Annotated in this window: 6 protein-coding genes and 1 pseudogene; 2 read left to right on the top strand and 5 right to left on the bottom strand. The window is 50.4% G+C overall.

The window, feature by feature from the left end:
- Positions 1-164, bottom strand: a pseudogene (locus CKW14_RS30640) (type II toxin-antitoxin system MqsA family antitoxin); the annotation flags it as partial.
- Between the two features lie 5 nt (positions 165-169).
- Entirely contained in the window at positions 170-499 is a 330-nt protein-coding gene (locus CKW14_RS29155; protein WP_095126666.1) for a type II toxin-antitoxin system MqsR family toxin, read from the bottom strand.
- Positions 500-1,792: 1,293 nt separating this feature from the next.
- Between CKW14_RS29155 and CKW14_RS29150 the strand changes: the two genes are divergently transcribed.
- Together CKW14_RS29150 and CKW14_RS29145 are read left to right on the top strand one after the other, a co-directional pair.
- Positions 1,793-2,014 carry a hypothetical protein gene (locus tag CKW14_RS29150; protein WP_095126665.1) on the top strand — a complete coding sequence of 74 codons (222 nt, stop codon included), beginning with the start codon at positions 1,793-1,795 and terminating at the stop codon, positions 2,012-2,014.
- Between the two features lie 723 nt (positions 2,015-2,737).
- Positions 2,738-2,977 carry a hypothetical protein gene (locus CKW14_RS29145; RefSeq protein WP_095126664.1) on the top strand — a complete coding sequence of 80 codons (240 nt, stop codon included), beginning with the start codon at positions 2,738-2,740 and terminating at the stop codon, positions 2,975-2,977.
- Between the two features lie 3 nt (positions 2,978-2,980).
- Here CKW14_RS29145 and CKW14_RS30080 read toward each other — a convergent pair whose 3' ends face one another.
- The 3 genes from CKW14_RS30080 to CKW14_RS29140 form a co-directional block, all read right to left on the bottom strand.
- A complete protein-coding gene (locus CKW14_RS30080; protein WP_176471357.1) occupies positions 2,981-3,130 on the bottom strand; it encodes a hypothetical protein in 150 nt (49 codons plus the stop codon).
- Positions 3,131-3,647: 517 nt separating this feature from the next.
- Positions 3,648-4,052 (bottom strand): hypothetical protein, encoded by a 405-nt coding sequence (locus CKW14_RS29885; protein WP_141231841.1) that lies wholly within the window; start codon positions 4,050-4,052, stop codon positions 3,648-3,650.
- An 895-nt stretch (positions 4,053-4,947) separates the two neighbouring features.
- On the bottom strand, positions 4,948-5,333 hold a 386-nt coding region (locus CKW14_RS29140), incomplete at its 5' end, for a type II toxin-antitoxin system MqsA family antitoxin (RefSeq protein ID WP_095126663.1).

The raw sequence follows: 5,333 nt of genomic DNA, 5'->3' as shown, positions 1-5,333 counted from the left end.
CTTTCTGGTGAAAACACTTCTTCGCCACATTTCAGGCACTTTTCTCCAGACAGATTTTCTACAGGAAAATGGCTAGATGCAGGGCCAAACTCTTGGGTTTCCCCAGAGAATTTAGCCCATGCATCGTCAGCCCCGCAGCACGGACATTTTCCAACGCTGCTCATCGGTCTTACCTCTCTTTAAAAGAGATCACTACCTTACCATGCGGGTAGTTTGTAAATTTGATGTACATGACCGTATCGTAATACGGAACAGTGTAGACATCTTGATACCATCCTGGGTCATTTTCACAAGGCATGCTCTTGTAAAAGTTGACTGGAACAATCAACGCAACCAATTCCACTGCTTCGTCAAAGGATAAATCTGCTTCCGCGATTCCAACCAGTGCCGATTTAGTAAAGGAATTTACAGGATTCTTTGCCACTGCTTTCTGTAATACAGAAAGGTCATAGCACGGTTTATATTTTACATTCGTCTTCGCTGCCTTTTTAGGTCGCATTTCTTGCTCCTTCTGTAAGTTATAATATTAAATATTTTCATTTTTAAGACTCCAAAACTAAGTAGTAACTAATAAGAACAATCAATAGCTGTTATATAACAAGCCTTTCAATTTCTACCAATTACACCGTCTCCATCAATTAAATTAGGATTTGCTTTTAGGCCAGCGTAGATTACCCTTAAAGGGTAAAAATGTCAAGACCATAGAGCTGATTTCACATCGTTGAGGCGAAAAAAAACCTCACTCGAAAGTGAGGTTTTTTCTCTTCAGCCCTTACAGACTGTCGATGCTGTCACGAATAAATTCCCAAGCCCGATAGGCATTGATCATTGTCATCGCTAGGCGCAGCAGGCGTTTAATAGCTCGCATACTGTGTGTCCTCGTGAAAGGACTGCCTCTCCTGGTGTCTCCCAGCCAAACTCCCAGGTCGGTCTCACGCGAATGATCCCTTGAGGCTGGTCCAGCTGTGGGCCTTTCGATAAAGCCGAGACGGGTTCCTAGGCCCGTGTCGAAAGGTCCTGCAACGAACGTTACCGCTCATTGAGCTGAGAAGATGTTATCAGCCTTTTTAGTGTTTTTTTGCCATCACTCCCCGAACCACGTATCGGTATAGGTTGAAATGTCGCAATAGCACCTTAAAACAAGGCTTTCAGGGCATAAATTTTTTTTTCAGAAGCGTTCGCTAGATTTTCTAGGACGCTTTTTGAGGTGCTTTTGAGGCCCTCAAAAGCGCCTTTTTAGACCGTTATTTATGGTGACTTCCACTCAAAGTGTGTAATATCGGTTCACACGCGAATGATCCCTTGAGATCGCGGAAATGGTTCCTAACCCGTTTCCTACTGAAAAGCCGCTTTCCTAGAGCGGCTTTTTTGTGCCTTTTTTTTGCCTTTTAGAGCCGTGAAACGATGCCTTCCCGTGCTGAGGCTCCACACATAACGACGCTTTCGTAACCCCCCAAGTACAAAAAATCCCGCTGATCTGCGGGATTTTTTGCGTCTGGATGGTGGTCAGCTAGCTTTGAAACTGAGCTATAGCCAATCGAATGAAATACCGTCGAAAAACCACTCAATCAACAATCGAATCACCAGCCGAATCAAAAAACATATAAAACGCATAAACCTGCTCCATTCGTTAATTCGCCACGCAAGGTTTTGCGGGGCTGAACCGGCGCAGTGCCAATCCGAATGAGGTTTACAGTTTTAGTTTTTGGGGCTTTTTTGCTCACGTCATCAAGCATGAAAAGCAACCCCCGCCCGGCCGGTTCGCGCCCGGGCCATTCAAGGAGCAGCACCGATGCAGATGCACGAAGTGGACGAAGTAATGCAGGTTTCCGGGGCAACCAGTGCCAATGCCAAGCTGGCCGAAGGCTGGAAGCTGCTGGCCGTGACGTCGGCCGGTAACGGCACGGACGACGGCCGCACCCTGGTCTGGTATGTCCTCGGCCGCAAGCTACCGAAAGCTCCGCCAAAGCTGCCGACGGCGGCAGATCTGGCGCGGGCCAACGAAGGGCTGTAAGCGCGTTACCCATAACGGGGCATTCGTTAAATGCCACCCGTCATCCAAGCCCACCTCGGTGGGCTTTTTTGTGCCCGCTGGACGCCAGAATGGCGGGGACTGGTACGCCAGAGCCATGGTGAGGGGTTTTACGCCAAGCCATCCCTACGCGCGTGCCACCAGCCTTCCGGTAGAAAAGTTCCAGCATGGAACTTGTGGATTTTCGCGTCCGCGAAAATCCACAGCCGTGGTGGCGCCTTTGCGTACTTACGCAAAAGCGTAGGTACGTAAGGTCCGTAGAGGGTGGGGGGGGCGATTAGGCGTGGAGAAAGCGCGTCCTACAAGTCAGCACGGTGAACGCTAACGTGCAGATTTGACCCTTAGCGTGCAGCGATGAGCTAGGGGTAGGTCATCAGGTGAGCTACCTGTGGCGTAGTTTCGCGCCCGCGAAACTGCTGCGTTAAATCGGCCCCCCCCCCACTTTGCCGCAATCTTTTGCGGTGGCTCCGTACTTTACCCACCCTATGGCTGATTTTTTGTGGTTTTACCGTACGTGTAATCGGTAACAACCCACGAAATAGAGCGATCAGCGAAGTCATTTTTTGAGAACCGTACTTTACCCACCCGATTTTCGCGGACGCGAAAATAAGCACGTGATGACAGATAGCATTCAGCCAATGTGAGATATCTCACCTGAGATGAACGAAGCCTCGTTCATCGAACGCAAACAAAGAGGTCAAATTGATGCGGGCTGGAATCCAGGAAGAAACCTTGCGCGCCATGCTCGAGGCCGGCGCCGTGCGTGAAGTGCTGATCAGCCGGCACGATGAAAAATGGGGCTTGGCCATCCGTCTGGGCGGCGCCGGCAGTCGCTGGCTGCCGGTGCGCTCGCGGCGCGAAGCGCTGCGCACCTGGGCCAGTCTGACCGCCGTGGGCCGCTTTGCCGAAGCTCACGGCATCAAGGGGTTTGCCGTTGAACTGTAACGTTCACGTTAACCCACACAGCGCCGGTGCTAAGACTGCCAGGCAGGCCGATGTCGATTCCACCAGGTTGAATACCTGATGCAGCAGATCGAGCAGCAGGGAAGTGGCGACGTTGACCAGCAGTTCGTACAGAAACGCTTTGAAGTGAGCCATATGAGTTGTCCTCAGTGATTTGGGGACACCCATTAAAAGGCACATTTTGCTGTGTCATTAGCCCTTGTTTGCGCGAAAACCCAAAAAAATCACAGTGAAAACACGGAAGATTTTGCGCTATGCGTACAGAGCCGTTTAGAGAAATTTAGAGCGATTTAGAGAAAATTAGAGAAAATTAGAGAAAATTAGAGAAAATCTGAGCGATTTAGAGCGACTTAGAGTAAATCTTTTTGGGAAGTTGGCTCAGGGGAGGCACGTTACCGATTGTTTACAAAAGAGCTTCGCCTTTTCTAAACATCGGCCGTGCCAAAGGGGAAGCCCCTTTGAAACCCCACCGCTGGCCGTGGGAAGGCAAATCGAATGTAATCCTCGGACAGGAAATGTTTTGTGGCCACCGCCTGCACGCAGTCGGCTCCCAAAAACCTGATCAGGGATTTCCCCGATACCCGGCTTTGACGCTAAAAGCTTGTGGTTGGCTCAAGTGTTTTCGCTAGTTTTCTTGTTCTGTGACTTCTCTTCAGTCATCCAGGGCGCTGAACAAGCTAGCCCAAGTGGCTGGTTCTTGAGGAGCCAAAGACGCAGTTGATTTCTGCTGCGCAGGTGCGGGATCCGGCTTGTGTTCAAGCAACCGCATCGTTTCCCGTAATTCCCTTACTTCCTCGCGCAACAAGCGCAGCTCCTCCAAAAGGGGACTCAAGGTCTCCAAAAGAGGTGTAGGGGTGGTGTCTGGATCTAGTGTCGGGGAGTGTCGGGTATGGCCCTGTGGTTCGCCATAAACTCGAATCATTTCAGAAAGGTCTATAACCCTTTGACCTTTTCCATCCAGCACAGCAGTGATGCGGCCTTTAGCCACAGCTTCATGCAGTGTTGATCGATGCAAACCATAAAGATTTGCCATACGACCGATGGTTAATTTTGCCATGTAGGGCAGTGTCGGGTTCTGTCTGTAGGGTGAGCGACAGTTTATCACCGCCTAGGCGGAGGATTTGTTCGCCAGTCGCAGGTGAAAAAAATAGGTGTTTGCGCTGCGCGAATAAAGGCAATATCTTTGGCCTTATCAGTTACATAGCTTTAAAACGAAGAAACCCTGCCAAGGCAGGGTTTCATTCGGGTCAGGCGCGGCGGCAACCGCCCTGGCCTAGGTCTCGGGGATTCTCTGCTTTAGGCGGCGGGGATCGAGACCTGGTAAGCACAATTCTGGCGAGAAAACCCTCTCCTGTCTAGCTTCCAGCCTCCCCCGACACCTCTTCCCGACGCTTGGAATCAAGATGCTTTGGGCTCGGGAAAGTAATAGCTACCGATCAAGGGGATCTCTTCACGGTAGCCGGTATAGCCGGTCAGGTGCGACCCGCAAGGGCGAGAAGGCAACGGCAGGGCAGCGCAAAAACCCAACCACGGGCGCTGTAACTGTCTCAAAACCCACCGACCGCCAGACGCCGAAGAGGGCAGGGGACGCCGTTGTAATCAATCCCCGAAAGTCTGGAACGCCTGTTGGGAGTGGGAGCCGGGAGTCAAACCTGGACCAATTTCCCCACTGCGTGGAGTCATGCGAGACGCTTTTTTTAAAGGCCGATCGTAGGGGCTCCCACGCCAGTGGGAGCCCCCTAGGCGCGCGTGAGCCTTCCTTATCCTGCCGCTCCTGCGGCCCTAGCTGCGCGCAGCCGGCCTTGCCTTTCTTCATTAGGAGATAAAGACGTTTAGCTAGGCTGGGGAGTGGTGGACTCTGTTAGAGAGTTCTGCTTGTGCGAGTGGCTTTTCTCCCATCCAAAAAAAAACGGCCAAATAGGCCGCTTTTTAGGATAAAAACTTTTTGCACATCATGCTCGTATTCTCATCTTTTTGATTTGTTCATAGAGATGGGGTTCTTTATCCAATACATGCATCAAAACCAACAACGGTTTTGGTATTGGTACTTCTGCATTCTCATAACGTGAAAAAGCATTATGACCACCGCCGGAAAGAATTTTTACTGCTTCCCCTTGGGTGATACCAATCTTGTTTTTCCTAACATTTTTAATAAACGCTGCATTTTTTTTACGGCTTGCATCGTTTATTGCTGCTGTAATTTTCCTATTGCTTTCTGGTGAAAACACTTCTTCGCCACATTTCAGGCACTTTTCTCCAGACAGATTTTCTACAGGAAAATGGCTAGATGCAGGGCCAAACTCTTGGGTTTCCCCAGAGAATTTAGCCCATGCATCGT

This window comes from Pseudomonas sp. Irchel s3a12, from assembly GCF_900187485.1.
In the GTDB taxonomy this organism is placed as follows: domain Bacteria; phylum Pseudomonadota; class Gammaproteobacteria; order Pseudomonadales; family Pseudomonadaceae; genus Aquipseudomonas; species Aquipseudomonas neuropathica.
This window is presented reverse-complemented; position numbering and strand designations above follow the sequence as displayed.